Raw genomic sequence first — 23512 nt, 5'->3', positions numbered from 1 at the left:
TCTACTAACAAAAGGAGGGAAAACGATTTCTTTTATAATGATATTATTTGGTTGGGAAGTTGTCAATCCGTAGCAGATCAATAGAAAATATTTTCAAAAATTTGTTAGTACCATAAAAAAATATATAGTGAAAGGTCGAATAATATGAACATAAATAAATTAAAAATGCTATTAACTACCTCTATGGCGATTGTAACCTTAGCAACACCGTTAGTTCCTTCACTAAGTTCTGTTGTTTACGCATCAGATAGTGAGAATCAAAAAGTGACGCAAGTTAACAATTTTGAAGATAAGACAATTGCTGAATTAATGAACGAAGCACAATTAAGATATTCAAGTTCGATTTTGCCCAATACAATAGCATCAACTCAAAATACCATTGCTACAGATTTTGAACAGAAAGTAATGAATATGACAGTCAAAGATGTAAAGAATCACATGGATGAATTGATGGAAGAGTTTGATGGTGCTAGTTATGGGTCTCGTGCAGTAGCAGGCGTAGGTGGCAAACTGCAAAATGGTGGCTGGAATATGTACTATAATACTAGCACTGGTAAAACGTCTGTGTATAATTTCTATGATCGACTTGTCATGGGAACTGGAGGCAACTTATTGTACACGGTCATATTAGACACTCTTGCTGCTACATGCGGAATCACAGTTGCTGGTGCAGTGATTATCGCTATTTGTAATTTAATTGCAGGTGAATTGGTTAGAAAAACGGCAAGCGCCCGTGGTCTGGTATCTAGTCACGGAAATACCGGAACCGTTCGAGTGACACTAACTGACGAACTATGGTCGTCAAAATACAACGCAAGTTGGTGATTACAATAACTATTTATATTTTTTTAGTTGTTTTTGTTGGTTTACTAAAAATCATTACACAGTTAAATGAAATAATTGGTTTACTACGATCAAAAAGTAAAGCAGATATTGAGTTGAATGAGTCGGAAAAAGCAACTAAAGAAACGGAATAATCTTTTATGCATAACCTTAAAGAATAAGTAAAGTATGAAACAAAATACTTAAGCGACGATCTCATCTCTTTTCTATCGGAGTGAGATCGTCGTATTTTATTGTGAGTACTCGTAAAAATTATTGATCACAACATCTTGTTTATCAGTAGGTTCATATCAACTTGCCCACCTAGTTGTTCTGCCAAATCTAAATCATGGGTGACTAAGACAATCGTCACTCCTTGCTCATTCAATTCTTTCAATGCTTCGATCACAAGTTGCCGATTCCCTTTATCCAAAGAGGCAGTGGGCTCATCTGCAAAAACGATTTTAGGGGTTTGCAAAAACAAGCGAGCTAAAGCTACTCGTTGTTGCTCACCACCGCTTAAACGAAATACTTTTTGGTGCAATGAGTCTTCCATTTGGAACTTGCGGAGCGCAGCAATCATTTTTTCCTCTTTTTTTACTACTAACTGTAAATTTTGCTTGACCGTTTCATTATCGATCAATGCAAAGTTCTGAAATAAAAATCCTGCATACTCACGAAAGAAACGTTTTTTACTTTTACGGTGAAGAATTTGATTGTCTATCCATATTTCACCAGAATCAATTGGCTCCAGTTGTCCTAAGCAGTTCAGTAACGTCGTTTTCCCTACACCACTACTTCCCGTGATCACAGTTATTGAACCAGTCTCTACATGTAAAGATACGTTTTCAAAAATCACTTTTCCTTTATACTTTTTAGTGATTTCTTTGGCTTCAATCATATTTGATCACCTCCAGACGTTTTCTTTTTTCTGATAAATACGTAGTGAATAAAAGGATACATAATTCAAATAATAGTAATAGAATCAAAATCTGCCACCAAGCATGGTTGATGAGTAGCAAGATCAACGCAACAAAGGTAGAAATGCCTAATATTATTTCATAATATCTGTGATGCCTCTGTAGCAGAGTCCAACCAGCAATATATTTGAGAAACAGTTTTTTCTTATTCATTTCCACATACAGTAAACTCAAATAGACTTGAATAAAAACAAAGCCAATAAGGATCAAGAACAAAATACTAAGGGTTGTATAATAGTCACGTCTCACCTCCATAAGAGATTGATTGATGCTATCTTTTACAGCAATCAATCCATAAAAATCGTGTTCCATATGGTTTTCTTTAATAAATTCTTGGACAAGTTGAGGGTCTCGAAACAAGTAAGTCCCATTTGAAATATCCTGTATCCATATTTCGATATTTGGTTGGATCAATGGCAATGACATGGAAACGATAATTGGATTGGAAGAAAAATTTTTTTCATAGGGTTGGAAGTTATAGTTAAAAAGGACTTGGTTTGCTTGCGTATAAAGAATTTTTAACTCGCCTTCGTATGCTTTCGTTTCGTACTCAAAAGAATTTTGATAAAAATCAAGTTCATCCTCTGCTTCTTGAATGATCATTTCTGTATACATTCGCTTATTTTCAGGGATGAGCAGATAGAAAAAAGAATCATCTAATGAGTGTATCGATTGACCTTCAGCATCCTTGATAGCCAATTCTTGTACGGCCTGATGATTACTTAACCAAAAAGCGTCATTTTGAATATAATTTAGTGTCGGACTACTATGACCAAGTTCATTGTCCCTTAGAAAAATTCCACCTGACTGTTCTGATTTTTCCAACAAGGGAAGTAACCGTGCATTGATTCGCGCTTGTGCTTTCCTTCGCACGTCTTTACTTTTTGTCGGGTTTACAAGTAGATTGGTGTCTCTACTAAATGCCAAGTGATAATAGTCAGGAACTCTTGTCCATTGGGAGAGCTGCTGTTCAAGTTCACGCGTCTCCATTACTTTATTTGATAATGTACTGGCTTGCACCGTAACAAACGTGAAGATGATGATCTTTAATAAAAGGTTCAAACTAAATAATAATCGGTAAGGTTTCCTTCCTTTTATCTTATCTGAAATCGTACCGAACGAAAAAATAATCCCACTCGTAAATAATTGAAGAACCCAAATCATTAAATGACCCCAGAAAAAAATCGGTCGATAAAGAAACTGTAATTGTGGAAACCACCAAGAAAAAGCAACCATCAAGAGAGTAAAAATCACACTATCAATGAAACTATCCTTGACGGACACTATCAGCCAACGATGTCCTAACATCTCAATCACACCAATTTTCTTGCGAAGGGAAGCTTTATAAAACAGTAAAGCTAAAATCACAAAGAAAAATAGAATAAAGAAGAGTTGTCCAATACTCATTAATAAACCCGCCGTCAATAACTGAAACCATTTTATCTCTTCAATCTCCAATTTGATTCCTTGATCATGAAAATCAGCGATCATTCCAGATGGAGGGGCTTCTGTTACAATATAAGTCCCCAACACATCTTGATGCTGCATCTCTGTGTAATCATAAAAATAGGTGGCAACATCCGATTTTATAGGTGGAAAAGAGTATTCCGAACGTTCCAACTTGTCAAAGGTATAAATTTCCTTTGTCGTCTCACCAGAAGCGCCAATTCTAAAAACCAGTTTATGTATAGCAATTTGATGTTTTTTTGCATAAGCAGAAATTTTTTGATTGATTTCCTCAATCGTTCCACTCGCTTCTTCAATTACAATGCCCGAATGAGCATTTGGGATAGCACTCTTGATTCCTTCATTTCCGATAAAAGAAATGGCATAAAGGAAACTTAACACTGTAACTATAAATAACCCTCGATAGATTTTTTTCATAATGAAAGAAAAAAGCACCTAAAATATAAGGAATTTGAAAACACTTTGAACAATATTTGAGAAGTTATGAAATATTGTAACTACATTTATATCTTAGCTACTTATGATTTCTATATCCACCACCCTCCAGATCTATTTTTAGTACAAAGCGAGGAGCCTCCACATATATTCTCCTCTGAAGATTGATAGTGTCTTCTGAACTATATAAAGTAACAACAAAAATAAAATTTCCTAATTATTCTCCTCCTTTCATATATATTATATACTTTCACATGTTCTAAAAACAGATAATTCCTTTTTTTCCTAATCAAAAAAACCGAGCCAGCCGAGAATAGGAGAATCCTATCTCGAACTGATTCGGTTTTATCATTTAATGATTATGAACGTGAATCTGAAGTTACAGATACAACAGCCCATGGATTGACAGCATCATATGCCCAATTCCAATCTTTAACGCGGTCGTTTACTGGTAATACTTCGTTACGGAACAATGTTGGAATAGCAAAAGCTTCTTCAAATGCGTATTCTTGCCATTTTTTGTAAGCTTCTTTTTGGTAATCTGCATCAAATGCTGCACTTGAATTGATATCATTGATCAATTTTGTGTTTTCTTCTGACTCATAACGAGTGTAGTTGAACGCTGCATTTGCCCCCCATAGTCCACTTGGGTTTGGATCTGTTCCTGTGTTCCAAGCTGCTTGGTAGATGTCGATTTCTGGATCATCATTTTCTAAACGATCATAGAATGAGTTGAATTCGATCAGACGGCCTGTTGTATATTGAACATCTAAACCGATTTCTTTCCATTGTTGTACGTAGTAATCTGCTAATGGTTGCGCTGTTTCGCCACCTGACATTGACGCAAAGTTGATTGTCAACTTGTTACCATCTTTGTCTTCACGGATACCATCGCCATCAACATCTTTATATCCTGCATCATCCAATAATTTGTTGGCTTTATCAATATCTTGTGTGAAGCCTTTTAGATCTGCATCGTGGAAACTTTCAAATACTGGTGGAATCAATGAAGTCGCATTGCTTCTTAAACCAGCATAGAAACGTTCGCCTACTGCAGTGTTGTCTAAAGCGTAACCCATTGCTTGACGTAATGATTTGTCAGCCATTTTTGAGTTTGGATCATATTCAACACTTCCACTTTCAGCATCCCATTTACCTAGTTTGAAACCTAAGTAAGTGTATGAAGTTTGCTGACGTCCTAGATTCGTATAGCCAGCGATATCTTGGTATGTTTCGTAAGTATCTGTTGGCATTTGGAAAATCATATCATACAATTTTGAATTCAATGCTTCTGTTGCACTTGCTGTTGGTAATGATTTCATTGTGATTTTCTTCAATTGTGGTGTACCATTCCAGTAGTATTCATTTGGTAAGAACTCTACTGATTCACCAGCAACGATGTTACTCATATAGTAAGGACCAAATGTCACAGGGTTCTTACGGACTTGATCGCTTGATTCCATGTCTTTGATAGCAATTCCTTCAAGTGTGTGTTTTGGCGCTGCATATGTCCAAATACCACCACCTGCTTGAAGCATGCTTGGGTTCATTTCTTTATATTCGATTTTAACAGTTTTGTCATCTACTTTTGTAATTCCAGAAATCGTATCTGCACTACCGCTGTTATATTCTTCCATACCAACGATATTACGGAATGTATCATCGTAACGGATACCAGTGTATTCAGAGTTACCGATGATTTCATAAGGGAAAATAACATCATCTGCTGTGACATCGACACCATCAGACCATTTTACGTTGTCTTTAAGTGTGATTGTCGCTGTTTTCGCATCTTCGTCTAATTCTAATGAGGCTGCACCATCGTTTGTGATCGTGAAGTTGTCATCATTTGTAAATAATGGTTCATGTGAAGGCGCCATAAACGCTGCATCAAAGGCATCTTGGTAAAATTCCCATTGGAATAATCCTTTGAATTGACTGTCTGTTGCGACTGCAACATTTAACTCACCGTCTTCGATTGCTTCATCATTATTCGTTGTTGCTAATGGGAAAGTCAATTCACTGTTATCCCCATTATCTGCTGAATTATTACCTGACGAGCTAGTTCCGCCGCCATTTCCACACGCTGCTAATGCTCCCACAGATAGCAGTGTGACAAATCCAAAAATCGTTTTCTTCATATCCTATTTTCCCCCTTCACTTCTCTTATCCTAAACGTTGACGCGCATCTGCAGAACGCTTAAATGCTTGTCCAACGTAGTTTATACTCAACATCAACACTAAAATTAGAATTGACGCGGGTAACCAAATCCATTGTCGATTCACTAAAACTTCACCGTTACTTGCATAACCGATCAATGTTCCTAAACTAGGTACATTAGCTGGCAATCCAAAGCCTAAGAAAGTCAAAGTGGTCTCGATCCCAATATTTGCCGCAAAGTTCATTGTTAAGTTGGTGATGATCAATGAACTAAGGTTTGGCATGATTTCACGGAACATGATTTTGAAATCACTTGTTCCCATCGTTTTTGAAGCACTGACATAATCACGTCTAGCTTCTGATAACGTCTTACTTCTGAATAATCGGGCTTTAGCTACCCAATAAAATGCACTCATGATAAAAATAAATGACCAAACGTTATAACGCGAAATGATCGAAACAAACACGATAATGATCAACATGATTGGTAAAATCATAATAAAATCAACAATACGCATCAATACGTTGTCAATGATCCCACCATAAAAACCTGAAAGGATTCCAAGCCCTACTCCGATGATCGACGTAATGATCGTGATAGCAAAACCGATCATCACAGAGTTTCTTGCTCCGATGATCAATTGACCGAAGACATCACGTCCACCTTCATCTGCTCCTAAAAGGAATTTTGATCCTTGAGAAGAGATGGCGCCAGGTTCAGCATACTTATCAAAAATACTAACAAACATTACTTTATCTTGGTCAATAAAGATCGCCCCGATAAAAATAACTAATAGTAAAACAACTAACAAAGCCAGTGAAAAAATGGCTACTTTATCTTTTTTGAATTCTCGTGCAATCATTCGTATACCCATTGGTGGGATACTTTCTTGCACAACTTCTTTGTTTTTATCACTCATGATCGATTCTCCCTTCTGTTTGATTTTTTTATTGGATTCGTATACGCGGATCAACAATGCTCATGATAATATCTGACAGCAGTGTTCCGACGAGCGTTGCGATTCCTAAAATCAAGACTAAGGCTGTGATTACGGTATAATCACGTTGACCGATTGAGTCAATAAATAATTTTCCGACACCAGGATACCCAAAGATTTTTTCGATAACGACAGAACCAGCAATCAATGAAGTGATTTCATACCCCATTTGAGATGCCATCGGCAAGGCTGCATTACGGAAAATGTGACGACTGAATACTTTGTTTGTCGGCACCCCTTTGGAACGAGCTGTACGTACAAAGTCTAAGGATTTCGAATCAATGACTTCACTTCGTAAATACTGGATCGTTACTGCTGTGGCTAAAAAGGCCTGTGTGATCGATGGTAATAGAATGTATTGCAATCGATCCATCCATTGAGCGAAAAATCCTCCCTGGAAACCTAAAGTCTGAGAACCACTTGTTGGGAACCAACCTAAACGATAGCCAAAAACAAACAACATGATCAATCCGAAAATGAATAATGGAACAGCAAAACTGAAGAAGTTATAAATAACGACAGCTTTGTCCAAAATCGAATTTTGGTATCGACCAGCTAACATACCTAGTGGTACAGCAATCAAGTACGTAATAATAACAGTTAAAATAGATAAATATAAAGTATTGATGATTCGTTCCCCAATCAAAGAGGAAACCGAACGCTTATACAAGAAACTTTGTCCAAAATCACCTTGTAAGGCATTTCCGACCCAACGGAAATATTGTTCATACCAAGGATCATTCAAGCCCGCTGCCTGACGCATCTGCTCGATCACAGCTGGATCTTGGTTTGGGTTGATCAATCCTGTAAACGGATCTCCAGGCATGGCTTGCGCTAGCATAAAGATCAACACACTAAGAATGATCACTTGTGGGATCATCAAAAGAACTCTTCGTAGAATCGTTTTCCACATTAGCTAGCACCTCCATCTTTCAACGCTACTTTGTGTGTAGTGGTTAGTGTACGTAAATCATACACTCGCCCTGCTGTATCGTAGTAATCTTTTTGATGTTCGATATACTCACGTTCAACATTTCGTCGGTTTTGTTTTTGTATTTCCCGATTGTCTACATCGATTCGTGGAATCGCAGATAGTAAGCGTTTTGTGTAGATGTGGCGCGGATCATTATAGATATCTTCTCGTGTACCGATTTCAACAAAGCGACCTTTGTACATGATCGCGATGTTGTCACACATGTGTTTTACGACACCCAAGTCATGAGAGATGAATAAATAGCTCAAGCCAAATTCTTGTTGGATGCGTTTCATAAAGTTCAATACTTGTGCCTGAACAGATAAGTCTAGGGCAGATACAGGTTCATCAGCAACAATCAATTTAGGATTCGTTGCTACTGCTCGGGCAACCCCTAAACGCTGTCTTTGTCCACCAGAAAATTCATGAGGATATTTGTATAACGCATCTTCTGGCATCCCAACGATGTCCAATAAGCCTTTGACTTTTTTCTTTTCTTCCTGATCACTTAAGCGTTCAAAGTTACGGATCGGCTCAGCGATAATGTCCAGTACTCGTTTTTTAGGATTTAAACTAGACATTGAATCTTGAAAGATCATTTGGACGTCTTTGTTGTAGCCGATTTTTTTGCGGTTACTTCTTTTCGTGACGTCTTTTCCTTCATACATGATTTGGCCAGAAGTCACTTTTTCTAGGCCGACAACCGCTTTTCCGGTTGTGGACTTCCCAGAACCTGATTCTCCAACTAGTCCGTATGTTTTTCCTTTTTCAATAATAAAATCGACACCGTCTACTGCATAGACATGGTCTGTTACTCGGTTGAAAAACCCACTGCGAATAGGATAGTGAACTTTCAAATCTTTGATTGTAATTAATTCTGACATCTACACCTCTCCTTTTTCGTCTCTAAAGTGGAAATGTTTATAACATGAGCAACGTACCATATGATTCGGTGCGATTTCATGCAAGACTGGATTTTCTTCGTGAGCGCTTGCTGGGATCCAAGGAATCCGTGGCGCAAATCGGCAACCTGTTCGTGGCATATTTTTTAAGGAAGGGACTACGCCTTCAATCACGTGTAACTCTGCCTCGTGATTTCCTTCTTGTGGAATCGAATTTAGCAATGATTGTGTATATGGGTGTTTTGGATTTTCAAATAACTCTTTGACTCCTGCAACTTCAACAAATTGTCCACCATACATCACAGCAACACGATCCGCCATTTCAGCTACGACACCTAAATCATGTGTGATCAAGATGATCCCAGTTTTAGTTTCTTCTTGTAAATCTTTCAGTAAGTCAAGAATCTGTGCTTGAATCGTTACGTCCAAGGCAGTCGTTGGTTCATCCGCGATAATGATCGGTGGCTTACATGCAATCGCAATCGCGATGATCACCCGCTGTCTCATCCCACCTGACAACTCATGAGGATACTGACGTCCAACTCGTGCAGGATTCGGAATCCCTACTTGTTCTAGTAATTCTAATGCACGTGCTTGTCTTTGGTCAGCCGTCATTTTTGTATGGTAAGACAAACCTTCTTTGATTTGGTCTTCAATTCTCATCAAAGGGTTTAGTGCAGATAATGGATCTTGAAAAATCATCCCAATATCATTTCCACGGATCTTGTTATACAATGTTTCATTTAATTCAATCAAATTTAAATCATTGTACATGATCTCCCCTGTGATCTTTGTATTGTTAGGATCTAATAATCCCATAATCGTTGTAGCTAACGTACTTTTTCCGCAACCAGACTCACCAACGATGGCTAAGATCTCGTTTTTATCTAAAGTAAAAGAAACGTCGTCTACTGCATCGTAGTATTCATCTTTTAGACGGAAGCCTGTGTGTAGGTTCTGAACATCTAATAATTGGTTATCTGACAATCGAATACCCCTCTCTGCTCCCTCGATGGAAGTTTTTAATAAAAAAAATAATCCTACACTGAATAACAACTTAGCAAAAAAAAAATTAAATAAGTAGCATTCTAAGGAGTGTGTAATTAATTATTAATAATTATATAGAAAACCGTTTTATATTGCAAGATTATTTCACACTGTTGCCAGAATTGTCTGAAAAATCTTACGTAGCTATGTCAGCTCTTAAAGAAGATTAAAAAAAAATGAGGTATGTGGCTAGCCTTCTCTTTATCCTACTATTTTTATAAACTAAGAATCATTATAAAAATCTGCAAAAATCACTCTTTATATAAAAAACAGTTTTAACCGAATAGATATTCCATTTTACAAAAGCATAATTATACAGTATATACGAAATGTAAATGTTGTAAAACCACCTATTACAATCGTATTTTATGACATAATTCTCCTCTTTAAAAAAACCTTTTTATTTAAAAATAATGCCTGAAAAAGCCAAGAAATCCTGAAATAGCTAAACTATTTCTGACTTCTTGGCTTTGAGTTGAAATTGGCTTTCGTCAATTCATTCATCAGTTGATGTGTATTTATTCAATTTATTTCAAGTGGTTGCTGATATAATCCACGGCACCGCCGACTGTTTCGATTTGTTCAGCATCTTCATCAGAGATCTCTGTACCGAATTCATCTTCTAGTTCAAGAACAAATTCCATGATACTAATTGAATCAGCTTTCAGATCATCTTTAATGTTCAATTCATCTGTCACTTTGTCTGTATCCATTTCAAAGTGATTTGAAATGATTTTAGCTACCTTATTAAATACTTCTTCGCGCGTCAATTTTTTCACCCCCACAATTCTTAGAACTACTACGTTTTCTTCACCATAGCTAATTTTACTGACAATTTTTTGGAATGTCCACCCTTTTTTCTCCATCAGCTTGTCAATTCGCAGAAAATTTAGTCCTCTTTTTGCTCAAATTGCTCCACCAGTTGCCCTACAACATTGGTTTCAAGCATCGTATGGATTTGACGGATCGTGTAGCGAACTGCATCCGGTCCAGTTGCACCATGCGTTTTGATAACTGGTGCTTTCAATCCAAATAAAACAGCTCCTCCATGTTTTGAATAGTCCATTTCTGATTTCAAAGAGCGTAAACCGTCTTTTAGTAGTAATGCACCCATTTTGCCTTTGATGCCTTCATTCAAGATGGCAGATTTCAATAAGGTCATCATATTCATCGCTGTGCCTTCAATGGATTTCAACACTGCATTTCCAGTAAAGCCATCGGTTACTACGACGTCTGCCACACCATTTAGTAAGTCACGCGCTTCTACATTGCCAATGAAGTTCAAGCTTGTTTCATTTTGCAAGAGTTCAAATGCTTGTTTTGTCAATTCGCTTCCCTTAGTTTCTTCCGTCCCATTATTGAGCAATGCGACGCGAGGTCGGCCGATCCCACGAACTTTTCTCGCATAAAATGACCCCAAAATACCATATTGTAAAAGATGCTCTGGTTTGTTTTCTGCATTTGCACCTAAATCTAGCATATCAAACCCTTCACCTTCTTTGCCAATAACTGGCAATGTGGACATTAGTCCAGGACGTTCGATGTTTTTGATGCGTCCAACAATAAACAAGCCAGCTGCTAGTAAGGCTCCTGTATTCCCTGCTGAAAAAATAGCATCTGCTTCTCCATTTTTGACTGCTTGGGCAGCTAAAACCATTGACGCAGTTTTCTTGCGACGGATCGCCTTAACTGGCTCGTCATCACTATTGATTTTTTCGTCAGTATGGACGATTGTGATATTTGTTTCGTCTGTCAAATATTTCTTGATTTCTGATTCTTTACCGTAAAGAACAAATTCCAACTCAGGGAAATCTTTTTGTGCTAGAGCGATTCCTTCCACAATGGCTTGTGGTGCGTGATCTCCGCCCATTGCATCTACTGCAATTCTCATTATTATTTCCACTCCTTGTCATCATTTTGAAAGTATTGATAATCTGTTAATCAAAATAACGATTATCTTGTTCGCCTAATTGCAACTTGGCTGTTAATGGTTGATATTCAGGTAATAACTGCCAGTCTTTGATTTGCCAGATTGCCGCAGCTTCTTCACGGGCAACCTCTAAGACATTCCCATCTGTTACTAGATCTGCGATCGCAAATTCTGGCAAGCCGGATTGACGGAAGCCAAATACTTCTCCTGGCCCTCGTAATTCTAAATCCTTTTCACTCAAGATAAAGCCATTTGTGGTTTCTGTCATGATTTTCATTCGTTCGACACCCAGTTCATTTTTCGGATTTGCCACGAGGATACAATAAGAAGCCTCACTTCCTCGACCGACACGCCCACGCAACTGATGCAGCTGGGCTAATCCAAAACGATCCGCATCCATGATCAGCATGACCGTTGCATTCGGCACATTGACACCGACCTCGATCACTGTGGTTGACACTAAGATCTGGAGTTGGTTTTCTTTGAATGTTTCCATGATCTGATCTTTTTCTTGATTCTTCATTTTACCATGCAACAAGCCAACTTCATATTCTGGTGCAAATAACTCACGAAGTTTTTCGTAAATTTCCACTGCATTTTTCACATCTAAAGCTTCGGACTCCTCGATCAATGGACAAATCACGTACATTTGATGTCCTCTACGCAATTCTTTATAGGTCCATTCTAGCACGCTATCTAATTGAGGTGTTCGGACCCATCTTGTTTCGATCGGAATCCGTCCAGCGGGAAGCTCGTCGATCACAGATACATCCATTTCGCCGTATGCTGTAATTGCTAAGGTTCGAGGGATCGGGGTGGCAGTCATAAATAACACATCCGGACGCCAACCCTTCTCACGCAATACTTTTCGTTGGTTCACGCCAAAACGATGTTGCTCATCGGTGATCACTAATCCTAGATTTTGAAATGCTACACCTTCTTGAATCAGTGCATGTGTTCCCACGACGATATCGATTTCCCCATTTTCTAACCGCTCTAATAGCTCGCGACGTTCTTTTGCTTTCGTTGATCCGGTCAATAACGCAACGGTCACTTCATTTGGGTCAAATAATTGGGATAAACTTTCCATATGTTGTTGCGCCAATATTTCTGTTGGGACCATCAACGCTCCTTGAAAGCCAGCAGTCACTGTCGCATATAAAGCAATCGCAGCAACAACGGTCTTCCCACTTCCCACATCACCTTGCAACAAACGCTGCATATGGTGTGGATTACGGAGATCACGGCAAATTTCATTAGTGACACGTTTTTGTGCCATCGTTAATTCAAACGGCAATTTTTTCGTAAATTGTTTTAATCGCTCCACATCATAAAGGATCTCTAAGCCATTCTTTTCAGACTTTTCGGCTTTTTTCAGTCCTTGTAACTGCATCTGGAAAAAAAAGAATTCTTCAAAAACAATCCGTCGTTTGGCTTGATGATTTTCCTCATGATTTTGCGGAAAATGCATACTTCTTACAGCAGTCGGACGATCAAGCAAACGGTATTTTTCAATTAAAGATAGTGGTAAGTTTTCTTCAATCAAATCACCATACTCACTAAACCCTCGACGGATCAGATCGACCAGTGTCGTTTGGCGAATGGATTTGTTGACATGATAGATCGGAGAGAAATCATCTGGACTTTGCGAACCAAGGATCTTCATCCCATTTAGTGCTTTACGTTTCGCATCCCATTTCCCATAAACTGCGATTTCTTCAGATAAAATGACTTTATCTTTCAAATAGGGTTGATTGAAGAAAGAAACATTGAATACTTCATGTTCTTGCATCATTCGAAACTGCAGACGGCTTTTTTTGTAGCCAAAACGACTCATTACTGGCGGAGAGACAACTAACCCTTTTAATGTAACTTTTTCTTGGTCTTGGATTTCATTTAGATTTCTTTCTTGGATATCTTCATAACGAAAAGGATAGTAAGTTAACAAGTCTTCAATTGTATGGATGCCTAGACTAGCCAAGCTATCCGCTCTTTTTTGACCAACACCTGCCAGCACTGTGACTGGATCAGCTAACGAACGCATAAGATTTCCCTCCTTTAACAAAAAAAGGAACTTGGTCAACGATTCGCGAATCGTTGACCGAAGATCCTTTCAAATGATTTTCTGCTTTATCTATCGGCTTCAGGCTGTATTATTCAGCAGAAAATAAATAAGGATAGACAGGTTGATCTCCTTGATGGATCTCGATTTCTAACTCAGGATATTTGTCGCTCAGTTGATCCGCAAATGCTTGTGCTTGTTCTGCAGACCCGTCTTCTCCGGTTAATATCGTGACGATCTCAGTATCCTCGTTGATCATTTGCTCTAATGTAGCAAGTGATGTCGCTAAGATATCTGGATTAGAGATCACGATTTTCCCATCGATCATCCCTAAGAAATCGCCTTCTGTGATTTTCACTCCGTCGATCATCGTGTCGCGGATCGCATGTGTCACTTGACCACTGACAACACTTGAAAGCACATCTGTCATCGTTTCTTTATTTTCTTCTAACGTTGCTTGTTCATTGAAGGACAACATCGCTGTCAATCCTTGAGAAACTGTTTTTGATGGAACAACAGCAACTGGAAGTTCAGCCACTTCAGCAGCTTGATCAGCTGCCATAAAGATATTTTTGTTATTCGGTAAGATAATGACTTTATCTGCATTCACTTCATTGATCGCTTTCACGATATCTTCCGTACTTGGATTCATCGTCTGTCCACCACTGATCACGTAGTTTGCTCCTAGACTTTCAAATAACTCTTGCACACCTTTTCCGGCTGCGATCGCAACGATCCCGTAAGGTACACGAGGCTTCGTTTGTGCGACCGACGCTGAAGGGGCTTGGTCATGTTCTAAGATCGTTTCGTGTTGCAAACGCATGTTGTCCACTTTGACTTTCACTAGGGAACCAAATTTTTGTCCGTAATTCATGACTTCCCCAGGATTTTCTGTATGAACGTGTACTTTGATGATTTCATCGTCATTGACCACTAACAGGGAATCCCCAAGGCCATCTAGATAGTTACGAAACTCTTCATAATCAAATGTACTATCTACAGTTGGACCTTCACCGATCTTCACCATGATTTCTGTACAGTAACCATAGTGGATATCCTCAGTCGCTAACTGACCTTGCACACTACGATGATGCTCTGCATTCACCATATCGTCCATTTGAGCAGGAGATGGTTCATAGACCTCGTCTGCTTGGTATTCACCATTCAACGCAGTTAAAAAACCTTCATATACGAATAATAGTCCTTGACCGCCACTATCAACAACGCCTACTTCTTTTAATACAGGCAACAAATCAGGTGTTTTTGCTAACGCACGTTTCCCACCTTTAACGACCGCAGTCATGACTTCGATCACATCATCTGTTGATTTTGCTTTCTTCTCACCAGCTTTGGCAGCTTCTCTTGCAACTGTCAGGATCGTTCCTTCGACAGGTTTCATTACTGCTTTATAAGCTGTTTCGACCCCATGAGTAAAAGCTGCAGCTAAATCTGTTGCTGTCAAAACAGTCACATCAGGGATTTGTTTTGAAAAACCACGGAACAACTGAGATAAAATAACCCCAGAATTTCCTCTTGCCCCCATCAATAAACCTTTAGATAACAGCGTTGCTAATTCTCCTACCTTTTCAGAGGTAGAATCAACAACGGCTTTTGCACCACTTGTCATTGATAAATTCATATTGGTACCGGTATCTCCATCGGGAACCGGGAATACATTTAGGGAATTGACGTATTCTGCATTTTTTTGTAGCCGATTCGCACCGGACTGAACCATTTCCTGGAATTGGCTTGCACTAATTTCTGTTACACTCACCTAGATAATCCTCCTTCAGATCGACTGCTGAACAGTCAGCAAGTCTCCTGCCTAGTCTGGCAGTACACGAACACCTTGCACGAAGACATTTACTGAATTGGCTGTAACACCTAGTAAAGTCTCCAAGTTATATTTCACTTTTTCTTGGACATTACGAGAAACTTCCGAAATTTTTGTGCCATAACTAATGATTGTATAAACATCTACTGCGATCCCATTAGCTTCTTGGCGGACAACTACTCCTCTTGAGTAATTTTCTTTACGCAAAATTTCAGTGATATTATCTTTGATTTGATTCTTGCTAGCCATTCCTACAACACCAAATACATCTGTTGCGGCACCACCAACAACTGTTGCGATGACATCATTGGTAATTTCAATGGTTCCAGCTGACGTTTGAATTTTTACAGCCATGAATGAGCCTCCTTAACGGGTAAAATATTCCCATTTTTCTACTATCACATTTTATCATAGCGTCAACCGAAATAAAAGGTTGTTCCCTTAAAGTACTCAAAAACCATTGAAAAAAATTAGGAAAAGACTTTGTTCACGTTACAATTAATCACTGAAAATGTCAATCAATTCTATGAAAATATGCTTGCAAATTCCTACGCCATATGATATGTTATTCTGGTATGAGCTGAATTTACTATTGCTCCAAATCAAGGCAAAGGAGGAAATTTACATGGCAAAAGTTTGTTACTTTACAGGTCGCAAGACAAAAAGTGGAAACAACCGTTCACATGCGATGAACTCAACAAAACGTACAGTTAAACCTAACTTACAAAAAGTTCGCGTATTGATTGACGGCAAACCTAAAAAAGTTTGGGTGTCAACTCGTGCGTTGAAATCAGGAAAAGTTGAACGCGTATAATTGAATGAAATGATTTGAACCGTTCAACAAAATGAACGGTTTTTATTTTTTGCGAATCATTATCAAATGAGAGACATTTCCTCAACCACATGAAATTTAAGAAGAAAAAATAAAAAAGGCTTAAAACAATCAATCACCCAGATAATTGTTTTAAGTCTTCTTTTATGTGCCACTACCCCTCAGATAGTGATAGGTATATGTTTTTTTATAATTGTTACAAATAAAACATAACGCATTTGCAAAGGCCTGTCAACACTTTATTTTAAAGTAGAAAGTGTTTTCTTATTTTGCGTTATTTTCTTAATGTAAATGTAATTTAAACTCACAAATGTTATTTAATTTCAAATGTAATTTTTTTATGAATTTGGTTGTATTTTCAGCAAGTAAAATCATGAATGTGATAAACTAAATATAACTTCAAATAGAAATTTGGTGACTGAATTGTAATGAAAACAACATTGAAAAAATTCTTAAAAGAAAACGGCCGCTATGCAGCTGCTAGCTTCTTTATCCCTTTGCTGATTCTTTTATTGGTTTATTTAAGTATCGGCATTTATCCAGGAAGTGATCGGAGCATCTTGGCTAGTGATGCTTTCTCACAATTTTCAAACTTTCATGCAAGCTTCCGTAATATGTTGTTAGGGAAACAAAGCATTTTTTACACGTGGAATGCCTCACTTGGTTTAAATTATCTATCATTGATTTCTTATTATTTAGGTGGACTTTTCACACCACTCGTTTTATTGTTCCCGAATCAATTGATGCCAGATGCCTTGTATCTCATCACCTTACTAAAGGTTGGTTCAGCAGGTTTATCCTTCTGGTTTCTAGCACGTACCTATCGCATTCCACATTGGGGGCAAGTCGCATTAAGTGTCAGCTATGCGTCGATTTCATTTATCACTGCCCATTCAGAGATCATCATGTGGTTAGACACCTTTGTCTATCTTCCTCTGATCATTTTAGGTATCCATCGTGTGATGGACCAAAAGAAACCTATTTTATTGTTTGTTAGTTACTTGCTGTTGTTCTTATCCAGTTTTTATATGGGCTTCATGGTCGGGGTCTTCTCCTTTTTATACTTTGTTACACGACTACTGACGAATTGGCGGAGGTACAAAGGAACGATTTTACCTTATGGGATCACCTCTTTATTAGCAGGAGGTGCATCGATGGTGATCATCCTGCCTGCCATTCTCGATCTACGTGCCAATGGCGAAGCGTTGACGCAGATCACTTCATTGAAGACGGAAGCAACTTCTTATTTAGATTTATTGATGAAAAACATGGTGGGTGTTTATGACACGACGAAATACGGATCGATTCCTTTTATCTATGCTGGATTATTTCCTTTAGCATTATGTCTCTTGTATTTTGTCAGTCGCAAATTCCCCTTGAAAAACAAGTTGTTGTTCGGTGGGCTATTCGCGATCTTGATTGCTAGCTTCTATTTCGTTCCTTTGAATTTATTCTGGCATGGGATGCACGCACCAAATATGTTCTTGTTTCGTTATGCCTATCTCTTTTCGTTTCTCGTACTCTTGTTAGCGGCTCATAGTTGGGAACAGCTACAGGAGAAGGATCAGAAGCGTTTGCTAGGTGTCATCATTGTACTAGCGGCTGCTTTTGCTACAGCTTGGGGTATCAAACCAGATGGCAGTTACACGTATGTCACGCTCACATCCTTTGTTTTGACGTTAGTCTTTTTAGCGCTCTACGCATTGACGATTGGTTTATTCCAACAACACCCATTTGATTTGAAACGTTTGAGTATTCTTCTGTTACTATTGATGACAGCCGAAGCCGCAGTCAATACCAACAGTATGATCCATGGCATTCTCGATGATTGGAATTATGCCTCAAGAAGTTTGTATACCGAACCTTATCCTGAGATCAAAACGTTAGTTGATGCCTCGAAAAAGGATTCCGATACGTTTTATCGATTAGAAAACCTTGATCCTGTTTCACCGAATGATTCGATCAATTATGGTTATAGTGGGATCAGCATGTTCTCTTCGATCAGAAATCGAAACTCTTCCTCTTACTTGGATACTTTAGGCTTCCGTTCTAGAGGAACAAATTTGAACATTCGCTACAATAACAATACCTTGTTGATGGATGGATTTACGGGAATCAAATACAATATTGCTAAAAACGATAGTAGTTTTAATAAATACGGCTTCCAATCCGTCGAACAAACGGACAACTATACTTTGTACGAAAATAGTAATGCTGTACCATTAGCTTTCAAAGCACCTTTGACGATCAATAAGATCGAACAACCGATAGGTGATAATCTAACCAGTCAAACAAATTTGATGAATGGTCTTTCTGGATTGAATCAATCATTCTTTACGTTTTATACGCCAACCCTAAAAAGTCAACAGAACACGAAGATCACAACAACGACAAATGGGGTCACTTATAGTGAAACAGCGAATAATCAACCGAAAGAATTGACTTGGGAAGTCCAAGTACCTGCGAATACCCAAGCGTATCTCAGCCTGTTTCCAACAAATTTCGCACAGTTAGAAAGCTCTACAGCAACTATTACCATCAATGGTGTATCTAGAAAATCTCAAATTAACATTACTGGTCAATATTATGATTTAGGTTATTACCCGCAAGACACAACGGTTACCTTCACTGCAAGCTTCTATGGGACCAAAGAAGTCAGCTTTATGGAACCACAGGTGGTCGGACTTGATGTTGTGGCGTATCAAGCCGCAATCAACCAAATCAGAAATAACGGCGTAGAGATGACTACTACCGGTCGAACAGCTACAGGAACTGTTCATGCGACTGAAAAAACGATGGTAGCCACGACTATCCCTTATGATGGTGGTTGGACTGCTAAAATCGATGGCGAAAAAGTACCTGTGAAGAAATTCCAAGATGCCTTTTTGATGGTGGAAGTTCCTGAAGGTGAACATACGATTACTTTTAGTTACATGCCAAAAGGATTCATTCCTGGCTTACTTCTCTTTATTGGATGTATTGCCTTGTTTATCTTGTATCTATGGTACCTTCGTAGACGTCAGCCGTTTAGCGGCGTCATTGATCCTACAAACGAAAGCGATGATCACCGTCCAAGACGTGAACGTCGTCGCGCAAGATAAAAAAAGCGTTTCGGTGATTGCCGAAACGCTTTTTTCTTGTATGCTATTCATATTTTACTTCGTATAGGTATAACCCTTCCGGATGAGCAGTCGGACCCGCAGCATTGCGGTCTTTTTTTGCAATGATTTCTGGAAGACAATCTTCTGGTAAACGATCGTTGCCTATTTTTAACAACGTACCAACTAAAATGCGAATCATTTTATAAAGGAAGCCATCACCACGAAACGTAAACGTCAACTCATCGCCTGCTTCATTGACCTGTAAGCTGGCTTCATAGATAGTCCGTACTTTATCTTCAATGGAACTTCCAGAAGCACAAAATGAAGTGAAATCATGCGTACCAAGTAAATCAGGCAATGCACGTTCAATCTTTGCTACATCTATTGGATAAGGAAAATAGCTCGCATAATGTCTACGGAAGGGACTACGTGGTTTTCCGATATCTACTTTGAATTGATAGGTTTTTTCTTTCACTAAATAGCGTGCGTGAAAAGTTTCAGGCACAATCTCCACACTTTTCACAGCAATATCTTCTGGCGACTGCGTATCTAACCCAAAACGCATACGTTCCAAAGGTCGCTCTTCTGGATAATCAAAGTGGATAACTTGCCCGATTGCATGGACCCCCGCATCTGTCCGTCCAGATCCAAAAATCGTGATTTCTTTTCCATTTGCCATCTTCATTAAGGTTTTTTCCAGTTCTTCTTGGACCGTTCGTCCATTGGGTTGTTTCTGAAAACCATTGAACTGGGTACCATCATAGGCAATGATTGCTTTATAGCGTACCATTCATCTTCCCCTGTTCTCATTCATCTTTGATAAGTTTAGCTACGGATAAACACTAGTACGATGGTCATCAGCCCAAAAGCAACCATAACAACAGTGTCTTGTAAGTGCCAGTGAAGGATACGGTATTTTGTCCGGCCTTCCCCACCTTGGTAGCCTCTTGCTTCCATCGCTGTAGCTAGATCTTCCGCACGATTGAAACTGCTGACAAATAGCGGAATCAGTAAAGGAATCACCGCTTTCATTTTTTGTACTAGACTTCCTTCACCAAAGTCAACACCACGTGCGCGCTGTGCATTCATGATTTTTTCGGTTTCGTCCATCAATGTCGGCACAAAACGTAAAGCGATCGAAAGCATCAACGATACTTCATGCACTGGAAAGCGAACAACTTTCAATGGTCGTAACAAATATTCGATCGCATCGGATAATTCTAAAGGCGGCGTTGTCAATGTCAATAAGGTGGACATAAAGATAATCAAAACAAACCGACAAAAAATAAATAGTCCGTTCATGACACCAAATTGAGTGATATTGAAAATCCCCCAACTCCAATACGTTTCTCCACCACTCGTAAACAGTACTTGTAAGCCTACAGTGAATAAGATCAACCAGATCAACGGACGGATGCCTCGAATAAAAAATTTGATATCTACTTTTGACAAGAAAACAGCAAATAAAGTAAACGCCGCTAATAAGGCATATGTCTGCCAGTTATTGGCTAAGAAGATAATGCCAATAAAATAGAAACTTGCCAATAGCTTTGCACGTGGATCTAACCGATGGATAAAGGAGTCTCCAGGCATATAACGACCAAAAATCAATTTATTGATCATGAGCTGTACCTCCCACCAATTTGACCAATTGGTCCGCTAATGCGTCTGCGGTGATCGGCAATTCATCAAACTGGATGCCTTTTACTCGTAGTTCCTCTGCAAACTCAGTGGCTGTTGGTACGCCTAACTGCCGTTCTTTTAACCATTCAAGGTGTTGGAAGACTTCTTTTGGTTCTCCGCATTTGACGATACGGCCTTTTTCCAGGACGTAAACAAAATCCGCATAGTTTGCCACATCATCCATCAAATGGGTGACTAATACAATCGTGATTTGCTGTTCTTTATGCAAACGCCAGAACATATCCATCATTTCTTTTCTTCCTTGTGGATCTAACCCAGCTGTCGGCTCATCTAAGACGAGAACTTCGGGTTTCATAGCTAGAACACCGGCGATCGCTACACGTCGCATTTGACCTCCTGACAGCTCGAAAGGTGAGCGTTCTAAATACGTCTCATCTAATCCGACTTGTTCTAAGGTCTCCTTTGCTAGTAGAGTCGCCTCTTCCTCACTTACACCAAAGTTTTTTGGGCCAAACGCAATATCTCTTGCGACCGTTTCTTCAAACAACTGTGCCTCTGGAAATTGAAAAACAATACCGACTTTTTTTCGAATCGGTTTCAAATTTTTATTATCTGTATCTGGTTTGATCTGACGATCGCCGATTTGGACGGTTCCTTCCGTCGGTTTGATCAACGCATTCAAATGCTGAAGCAAGGTGGATTTCCCGCTTCCAGTATGACCAACTAATGCAGTGTAGCTGTTTTCTTTGATCAACAAGTCAATATCAAATAAAGCTCGTTGCTCGAATGGTGTGTTCGGTTGGTACGTAAAGTTTACTTTTTCAAAACGGATGTCCATAACCAATCCACCATCCTTTCTTCTGTCATGTATTCTTTAGGCACTTCAATGCCACGTTCTTTCAAGGCACTTTTTAGTTTTTCAGGAAAAGGCAAATCTAACCCTAGATTGATTAGTTCAGGTCCGGCAGAGAAAATCTCTTTCGGTGTCCCTTCATTTACTAGTTCGCCTTCTTTCATCACAAAAATACGATTTGCATTGGCTGCTTCATCAATATCATGCGTGATTGAAATAACGGTTAGTTGACTTTCCTCTTTGATTTCTTTGATCGTTGTGATGACTTCTTCACGACCTTCAGGATCTAACATACTTGTTGCTTCATCCAAGATGATGATTTCTGGTCGGAGGGCTACAACACCGGCAATCGCCACACGTTGTTTCTGTCCACCGGAAAGACGAACTGGTTCTCTTGTCGCAAAATCAGACATTCGCACTTTTTCAAGAGCATCTTTCACTCGAACGATCATTTCTTCTCGAGGAATGCCTTGATTCTCTAAACCAAAGGCCACATCATCCTCTACTGTTGATCCAACAAATTGATTGTCCGGATTTTGAAAGACCATGCCGACTTTTTGGCGGATCGTCCATATATTCTCTTCATTTAGTAGTTGATTACCAACTTTGACCGTCCCAGACTCAGGAAGGAGTAAGCCATTGATCGTTTTTGCAAGCGTTGATTTACCAGAACCATTGTGCCCGATAATCGCGATCCATTCTCCTTTATTGATCGTGAAAGAAACATCTTTCAATGCTGGTCGTAAATCTTCTGGTTGGTATTTGTAATTAATCTTTCCTAATTCAATAATCGGCTCCATAAGTACTCCCTCTTCATCCTAAAGTTCCTATTAACCCTATCAAAAAACTGCTTAGTTTTCAATCATTTCTGATTTTTAAAATGTTTTTTTATACCTTCAAGGCTGTCTTGACAGTTAATTGAAGGTACAAAAAAACACTTTATGATGAGTGCATACTCCCCAAACGAATCGCTTGGGGAGCAGCGCTGAGCTAGACTCGGAATAAGTAACTTCCAACATCATAACACTCTAAAAGAATCATCCATAAAGTGATGTTATTAGTGTGATTTTAGACAAGTTCTAAGACAACCATTGGTGCTCCGTCTCCGCGTCTTGGTTCTGTCTTCAAGATACGAGTGTAGCCACCTTGACGTTCAGCATAACGAGGTGCAATATCGTTGAATAACTTTTGTAAAGCTGATTCGATAACGATTTCCTCATTTTCTTCACGCACGCTAGCAACTTCATTACGTACGAAAGCCGCAGCTTGACGACGTGCATGTAAGTCTCCGCGTTTGCCTAAAGTGATCATTTTTTCAGCAGTTGAGCGAACTTCTTTCGCACGAGCTTCTGTAGTCACAATACGTTCATTAATTAATAAGTCAGTTGTTAAATCACGCAACATCGCTTTACGTTGGCTAGATGTGCGTCCTAGTTTACGATAACTCACGTTGGTTTCCCTCCTTCGTAAA

Annotated in this window: 20 protein-coding genes; 3 read left to right on the top strand and 17 right to left on the bottom strand. The window is 38.9% G+C overall.

All coding sequences use genetic code 11. The features are described from left to right. Positions 1-144 precede the first annotated feature (144 nt). Entirely contained in the window at positions 145-825 is a 681-nt protein-coding gene (locus IGK77_RS00720; protein WP_438712853.1) for a hypothetical protein, read from the top strand. 277 nt (positions 826-1102) lie between these two features. On the opposite strand, the gene IGK77_RS00715 is transcribed toward IGK77_RS00720, so the two are convergent. The 12 genes from IGK77_RS00715 to IGK77_RS00660 form a co-directional block, all read right to left on the bottom strand. Then, positions 1103-1723 (bottom strand): ATP-binding cassette domain-containing protein, encoded by a 621-nt coding sequence (locus IGK77_RS00715; protein WP_074800016.1) that lies wholly within the window; start codon positions 1721-1723, stop codon positions 1103-1105. Further along, positions 1716-3686: a DUF1430 domain-containing protein gene (locus IGK77_RS00710; protein WP_074800013.1), complete on the bottom strand. Its 1971-nt coding sequence runs from the start codon at positions 3684-3686 to the stop codon at positions 1716-1718. The genes IGK77_RS00715 and IGK77_RS00710 overlap by 8 nt, the downstream gene beginning before the upstream one ends. A 377-nt stretch (positions 3687-4063) precedes the next feature. Further along, positions 4064-5845, bottom strand: a complete 1782-nt coding sequence (locus tag IGK77_RS00705; protein ID WP_071867771.1) for an oligopeptide ABC transporter substrate-binding protein — start codon at positions 5843-5845, stop codon at positions 4064-4066. A gap of 25 nt (positions 5846-5870) precedes the next feature. After that, a complete protein-coding gene (locus tag IGK77_RS00700; protein WP_438712852.1) occupies positions 5871-6785 on the bottom strand; it encodes an ABC transporter permease in 915 nt (304 codons plus the stop codon). A gap of 28 nt (positions 6786-6813) precedes the next feature. After that, the gene (gene opp4B / locus IGK77_RS00695) at positions 6814-7776 is read right to left on the bottom strand and encodes an oligopeptide ABC transporter permease (RefSeq protein WP_074800010.1); all 963 of its coding nucleotides are present in this window, start codon (positions 7774-7776) and stop codon (positions 6814-6816) included. Then, a complete protein-coding gene (locus IGK77_RS00690; protein WP_010734436.1) occupies positions 7776-8720 on the bottom strand; it encodes an ABC transporter ATP-binding protein in 945 nt (314 codons plus the stop codon). Before IGK77_RS00690 ends, opp4B begins: the two co-directional genes overlap by 1 nt. Next, positions 8721-9725, bottom strand: a complete 1005-nt coding sequence (locus IGK77_RS00685; RefSeq protein WP_071867772.1) for an ABC transporter ATP-binding protein — start codon at positions 9723-9725, stop codon at positions 8721-8723. Positions 9726-10312: 587 nt separating this feature from the next. Then, positions 10313-10555 (bottom strand): acyl carrier protein, encoded by a 243-nt coding sequence (acpP, locus tag IGK77_RS00680; RefSeq protein ID WP_071867781.1) that lies wholly within the window; start codon positions 10553-10555, stop codon positions 10313-10315. 119 nt (positions 10556-10674) lie between these two features. Further along, complete coding sequence (gene plsX / locus IGK77_RS00675; RefSeq protein ID WP_071867773.1) at positions 10675-11676, bottom strand: phosphate acyltransferase PlsX; 1002 nt, start codon at positions 11674-11676, stop codon at positions 10675-10677. A gap of 46 nt (positions 11677-11722) precedes the next feature. Next, positions 11723-13759 (bottom strand): ATP-dependent DNA helicase RecG, encoded by a 2037-nt coding sequence (gene recG / locus IGK77_RS00670; protein WP_065096389.1) that lies wholly within the window; start codon positions 13757-13759, stop codon positions 11723-11725. A gap of 109 nt (positions 13760-13868) precedes the next feature. After that, positions 13869-15551 carry a DAK2 domain-containing protein gene (locus IGK77_RS00665; RefSeq protein WP_074800007.1) on the bottom strand — a complete coding sequence of 561 codons (1683 nt, stop codon included), beginning with the start codon at positions 15549-15551 and terminating at the stop codon, positions 13869-13871. A gap of 51 nt (positions 15552-15602) precedes the next feature. Then, positions 15603-15965 carry an Asp23/Gls24 family envelope stress response protein gene (locus IGK77_RS00660; RefSeq protein WP_010720424.1) on the bottom strand — a complete coding sequence of 121 codons (363 nt, stop codon included), beginning with the start codon at positions 15963-15965 and terminating at the stop codon, positions 15603-15605. A gap of 271 nt (positions 15966-16236) precedes the next feature. Between IGK77_RS00660 and rpmB the strand changes: the two genes are divergently transcribed. Beyond that, complete coding sequence (gene rpmB, locus IGK77_RS00655) at positions 16237-16425, top strand: 50S ribosomal protein L28 (protein WP_010734442.1); 189 nt, start codon at positions 16237-16239, stop codon at positions 16423-16425. Positions 16426-16871: 446 nt separating this feature from the next. Further along, positions 16872-19544 carry a YfhO family protein gene (locus IGK77_RS00650; RefSeq protein ID WP_074800006.1) on the top strand — a complete coding sequence of 891 codons (2673 nt, stop codon included), beginning with the start codon at positions 16872-16874 and terminating at the stop codon, positions 19542-19544. A gap of 43 nt (positions 19545-19587) precedes the next feature. On the opposite strand, the gene truA is transcribed toward IGK77_RS00650, so the two are convergent. The 5 genes from truA to rplQ all read right to left on the bottom strand — a co-directional run bounded on the left by truA (position 19588) and on the right by rplQ (position 23490). Next, positions 19588-20334: a tRNA pseudouridine(38-40) synthase TruA gene (truA, locus tag IGK77_RS00645; protein WP_074800003.1), complete on the bottom strand. Its 747-nt coding sequence runs from the start codon at positions 20332-20334 to the stop codon at positions 19588-19590. Between the two features lie 35 nt (positions 20335-20369). After that, positions 20370-21167 carry an energy-coupling factor transporter transmembrane component T family protein gene (locus IGK77_RS00640; protein WP_438712851.1) on the bottom strand — a complete coding sequence of 266 codons (798 nt, stop codon included), beginning with the start codon at positions 21165-21167 and terminating at the stop codon, positions 20370-20372. Further along, positions 21157-22026, bottom strand: a complete 870-nt coding sequence (locus tag IGK77_RS00635) for an energy-coupling factor ABC transporter ATP-binding protein (RefSeq protein ID WP_438712850.1) — start codon at positions 22024-22026, stop codon at positions 21157-21159. The genes IGK77_RS00640 and IGK77_RS00635 overlap by 11 nt, the downstream gene beginning before the upstream one ends. Next, positions 22002-22841 carry an energy-coupling factor ABC transporter ATP-binding protein gene (locus IGK77_RS00630; RefSeq protein ID WP_074800000.1) on the bottom strand — a complete coding sequence of 280 codons (840 nt, stop codon included), beginning with the start codon at positions 22839-22841 and terminating at the stop codon, positions 22002-22004. The genes IGK77_RS00635 and IGK77_RS00630 overlap by 25 nt, the downstream gene beginning before the upstream one ends. 268 nt (positions 22842-23109) lie before the next feature. Next, the gene (gene rplQ / locus IGK77_RS00625) at positions 23110-23490 is read right to left on the bottom strand and encodes a 50S ribosomal protein L17 (RefSeq protein WP_010734449.1); all 381 of its coding nucleotides are present in this window, start codon (positions 23488-23490) and stop codon (positions 23110-23112) included. Positions 23491-23512: the final 22 nt, after the last annotated feature.

Source organism: Enterococcus sp. DIV0806c (assembly GCF_051710905.1).
Lineage (GTDB): Bacteria > Bacillota > Bacilli > Lactobacillales > Enterococcaceae > Enterococcus_B > Enterococcus_B mundtii.
This window is presented reverse-complemented; position numbering and strand designations above follow the sequence as displayed.

Bases quoted from the DNA above. Each gene is read 5' to 3' on its own strand.
- IGK77_RS00720 (WP_438712853.1), top strand. From the start codon at position 145: ATGAACATAAATAAATTAAAAATGCTATTAACTACCTCTATGGCGATT.
- IGK77_RS00715 (WP_074800016.1), bottom strand. From the start codon at position 1,723: ATGATTGAAGCCAAAGAAATCACTAAAAAGTATAAAGGAAAAGTGATT.
- IGK77_RS00710 (WP_074800013.1), bottom strand. From the start codon at position 3,686: ATGAAAAAAATCTATCGAGGGTTATTTATAGTTACAGTGTTAAGTTTC.
- IGK77_RS00705 (WP_071867771.1), bottom strand. From the start codon at position 5,845: ATGAAGAAAACGATTTTTGGATTTGTCACACTGCTATCTGTGGGAGCA.
- IGK77_RS00700 (WP_438712852.1), bottom strand. From the start codon at position 6,785: ATGAGTGATAAAAACAAAGAAGTTGTGCAAGAAAGTATCCCACCAATG.
- opp4B (WP_074800010.1), bottom strand. From the start codon at position 7,776: ATGTGGAAAACGATTCTACGAAGAGTTCTTTTGATGATCCCACAAGTG.
- IGK77_RS00690 (WP_010734436.1), bottom strand. From the start codon at position 8,720: ATGTCAGAATTAATTACAATCAAAGATTTGAAAGTTCACTATCCTATT.
- plsX (WP_071867773.1), bottom strand. From the start codon at position 11,676: ATGAGAATTGCAGTAGATGCAATGGGCGGAGATCACGCACCACAAGCC.
- recG (WP_065096389.1), bottom strand. From the start codon at position 13,759: ATGCGTTCGTTAGCTGATCCAGTCACAGTGCTGGCAGGTGTTGGTCAA.
- IGK77_RS00660 (WP_010720424.1), bottom strand. From the start codon at position 15,965: ATGGCTGTAAAAATTCAAACGTCAGCTGGAACCATTGAAATTACCAAT.
- rpmB (WP_010734442.1), top strand. From the start codon at position 16,237: ATGGCAAAAGTTTGTTACTTTACAGGTCGCAAGACAAAAAGTGGAAAC.
- IGK77_RS00650 (WP_074800006.1), top strand. From the start codon at position 16,872: ATGAAAACAACATTGAAAAAATTCTTAAAAGAAAACGGCCGCTATGCA.
- truA (WP_074800003.1), bottom strand. From the start codon at position 20,334: ATGGTACGCTATAAAGCAATCATTGCCTATGATGGTACCCAGTTCAAT.
- IGK77_RS00640 (WP_438712851.1), bottom strand. From the start codon at position 21,167: ATGATCAATAAATTGATTTTTGGTCGTTATATGCCTGGAGACTCCTTT.
- IGK77_RS00635 (WP_438712850.1), bottom strand. From the start codon at position 22,026: ATGGACATCCGTTTTGAAAAAGTAAACTTTACGTACCAACCGAACACA.
- IGK77_RS00630 (WP_074800000.1), bottom strand. From the start codon at position 22,841: ATGGAGCCGATTATTGAATTAGGAAAGATTAATTACAAATACCAACCA.